Consider the following 3,634-nt stretch of genomic DNA (forward strand, 5'->3'; position numbering starts at 1 on the left):
GTCCAAAAAGGACGGGCGGGACGCCCATCCCACAATAACAATTAAAATTGTAAGTTATTTAATTCGCGATCCTTAGTTCCCAGGCTGACTACTCTGGGCACAAAAGAGTGCTCCCGTCATATCTCCTCAAAAATGTTTTGGGCGTAGACTTTCCCCCAGTCCGGGGGTAGGTTTTTACATCTTGTCTGAGTTGGTTATTTTACCATATTCATTTGTTAAGATGGATTTGCTATTTTACTTAACAATGGAAAAAAGCCGTCCTACAAGGACAGGGTTTTCAACCCAATTTTCTGATAAAATAATACGGCAAGGGAAGATAGGGAAAATTTAACATGGAAAGTGTTGCTTACATTTTGATTCTGGCTTTAGCCATAGGCGTACTATTTTTTGCGATCGCCTTTCGGGAACCTCCCCGGATTGGCAAATAATTAGCTATACGCCTGCGGCAAGTCCAAAATATCTTGAACCGGACTGCGGTTAGCCCGCATCATTGCATCGAATGTGGTGCGGGACTATTTCACCGCTGATTGCTAAGTCATTTTTCTAGTCCAGCCATTCATCCGATCCCGCGCGGTTAGATGAGTGGCAATTTGCTGGCAATGCCTGTTAAAATCAGCAATCATGCGCTGTTCCTCCTGCCAACACACAAATAGCCGCGTTCTAGAATCGCGTTCAGCCGAATCAGGTCAAAGCATCCGTCGGCGGCGTGAGTGTTTGAGCTGCCAGCACCGCTTCACAACTTACGAACGCATAGAATTTGTGCCGATTACGGTGATCAAGCGGGACGGCAAGCGCGAATCTTTTGACAGATCAAAATTAGTCAGGGGATTGATTCGGGCCTGCGAAAAAACCGGTTTGTCTTCCGGGCATCTCGAAACCCTGGCCGAAGAAATCGAGGCGCAACTCCAAGGTCGATCGCTCCGAGAAATCGCCAGTTCAGAAATAGGGGAACTGGTGCTGTTGCACCTGCGGCCGCTCAGCGAAGTCGCTTATGTCCGTTTTGCCTCCGTATATCGGCAATTTCGAGGCATCCGAGATTTTGTAGATACCCTAAATCACCTTCAGAATCCCCTCAACGAAGCTGAAGATACAGAAACTAGACCGAATTTTGACGCAGATTTGCCGGATTCCGAATCAGTCGATCGAGAAAGCCCAGCATCCTGCGCGAGTCCCAGCTAAGCTCGCTTAAATTAATTTAGAGAAATATTCTGGGAGATTGAAAACCGTGTCGCGAGGAAGGCCGGGAGGAATAGCGACTCAAGGGACTCTCATTCGAGCGAGTGTTCTTTTTTCTCAGTAAGAGTGCTGGGTGTGATATGATCGTCATCGGTCTAAAATAGAGTATAACTAGACAACGTAAAAACTTAACTGGATTAGTTGAGTGCGTAGTCACACCTAACGGTGTTGCAGTTTAGGAAAGCTCGCATTTGAACAAAACCTAACTAAAGATCCGTGACTAATTAAATACGGTAGGACATACCGAAATTTACGCTTCTGGAGAAACCGACCTCTACTTAGACTGGAGTAATCCTGTCGCCAGCAAGTCGGCTCGTTGAGTCAGTAACCCCGGTCTAAAGACACGGGGCTTGTAAGAGAAATCTGGCAAGCCATACTGACCAGACTAAGGCTTAATTGCCTACGTTTTGAGAGTCACGACACCCTGTGGATGCGTAGCTAGTCCCCTGCTCTGTCATCTGCAATTAAACAGTTCTAAGGTCACTGGAACAGTGTTGCAGGTCTAACAAGCTCTCGAAACATTGTCGAAGCTAACATTACCCCATTCATGGGAGGCACAACCCGTGCAAAATACTATGCGTACAGGGCTCTTAAGTTTGAGGCGGTAATTGTCCCGTTGAAAGTGCAACACAAAAGCACACCGAGCCAACCAGTCCCAAGGCGGTAGTAAATCAAAAATGTAAAGATGAAGAATCTCAGTTTATTTATACCTGAGAGTGTCAAAATAGTCTACTTGACTCGGAATGTTAAGATTAAACGTTTTAACACAGAGTATGGAGTAACAGTAAAGGCAAGCGCTGGTGTGCAGTTGCACCCGGCAAAAGTTAGCAAAAACTGACTTTAGTAAAAGATTTTGAAAAAAGTTAATCGCTTTTTAACCAAAATCTCGAATATCTGCCGGCACAAACGAAAAACATGAAGGAGAGAAATCCTAGGAAACTATTCGCATGGTCAATCTCAAAACCACAGTCAAAGACATCGGCTTTACTCACGAAGATTTTGCAGCCCTACTTGATAAATATGACTATCACTTTAGCCCGGGCGATGTAGTAGCGGGTACAGTTTTTAGTATAGAACCCAGGGGCGCTCTGATTGATATCGGTGCTAAAACAGCAGCGTACATTCCCATTCAGGAAATGTCGATCAATCGAGTCGAAAGCCCTGAAGAGGTATTGCAATCAAACGAAACCAGAGAATTTTTCATTCTAACCGATGAAAATGAAGACGGACAATTAACCCTGTCCATCCGGCGCATCGAGTATATGCGGGCGTGGGAAAGAGTGCGACAACTGCAAGCAGAAGATGCCACAGTACGATCGCAAGTATTTGCCACCAACCGCGGCGGCGCACTCGTGAGAATAGAAGGCTTGCGAGGCTTTATTCCCGGTTCTCACATCAGTACCCGCAAACCGAAGGAAGAATTAGTCGCCGAAGAATTACCATTAAAATTCTTAGAGGTAGACGAAGACCGCAACCGCCTAGTGTTGAGTCATCGTCGCGCCTTAGTTGAGCGCAAGATGAACCGCCTCGAAGTCGGGGAAGTCGTCATCGGTACAGTACGCGGTATCAAGCCTTACGGTGCCTTTATCGACATCGGCGGCGTCAGCGGCTTGCTGCACATCTCGGAAATTTCACACGATCACATCGATACGCCTCATAGCGTTTTCAATGTCAACGACGAAGTGAAAGTGATGATCATTGACTTGGATGCCGAGAGGGGCCGGATTTCTCTCTCCACCAAGCAGTTGGAACCGGAACCGGGCGCGATGGTCAAAAATCGCGAATTGGTATACGAAAAAGCTGAGGAAATGGCAGCTAAGTTCCGCGAGAAAATGCTGGCTCAAAAGCAAGCTAAAGCAGGCATAGACATTCCTGTAGACTCAACTGATGCTGATGATGACCTCTCCGACGAAATACTCGAAGACGTACCATCAGCAATGGAAGAGGATGAGCCCGAAGTAGCAGCCGAAGCAGCACCCGAAGTAGCAGCCGAAGCAGCACCCGAAGCAGTATTAGATGTAGAGGAAGAAATCCCTCCTGCGACGGAAGAATAACATCGCAGTTAGTGTTATTAAAAGAGGGAATTTTCCCTCTTTTTTTTTGCCTTAAACGTCCCAATTACCAATCATTAATTACCAATTAATATCAATTCTGAAAAGTACGCGCGCATTTGTAGGGAAACGGAATTGCCCATAGGTGTCAACTTAACGTTAAACCCATAGTCCGGCAAGGGTTGAAACCCCTGGCGGACTGACGGGATGACTAACGAACTTGGCGAGCTAACAGCTTAAGTTGACACCTATGGGCATTGCTGTCTCCCTACTTAGGAATGAGAATTAAATAACTTCCACAAGTTTGTGGGATGGGGAGCATCTCAGTTTTGCATTTACAGTGCGAG

At 46.3% G+C, this 3,634-nt stretch carries 3 protein-coding genes; all 3 read left to right on the forward strand.

Annotated features, from left to right (window positions below; genetic code table 11):
- Positions 1 to 332: 332 nt before the first annotated feature.
- The 3 genes from QT992_RS33075 (at position 333) to QT992_RS33085 (ending at position 3,290) form a co-directional block, all read left to right on the forward strand.
- Entirely contained in the window at positions 333 to 428 is a 96-nt protein-coding gene (locus tag QT992_RS33075; RefSeq protein ID WP_006635641.1) for a photosystem II reaction center protein T, read from the forward strand.
- A gap of 193 nt (positions 429 to 621) precedes the next feature.
- Positions 622 to 1,179, forward strand: coding sequence for a transcriptional regulator NrdR (nrdR, locus tag QT992_RS33080; protein ID WP_190738941.1), 558 nt, complete (start codon positions 622 to 624; stop codon positions 1,177 to 1,179).
- Positions 1,180 to 2,183: 1,004 nt separating this feature from the next.
- On the forward strand, positions 2,184 to 3,290 hold the full coding sequence (locus QT992_RS33085; RefSeq protein ID WP_333207271.1) for a 30S ribosomal protein S1: 1,107 nt from the start codon (positions 2,184 to 2,186) through the stop codon (positions 3,288 to 3,290).
- The last annotated feature ends 344 nt before the right edge of the window (positions 3,291 to 3,634 follow it).

Source organism: Microcoleus sp. T3_D1 (assembly GCF_036700405.1).
GTDB lineage: Bacteria > Cyanobacteriota > Cyanobacteriia > Cyanobacteriales > Microcoleaceae > Microcoleus.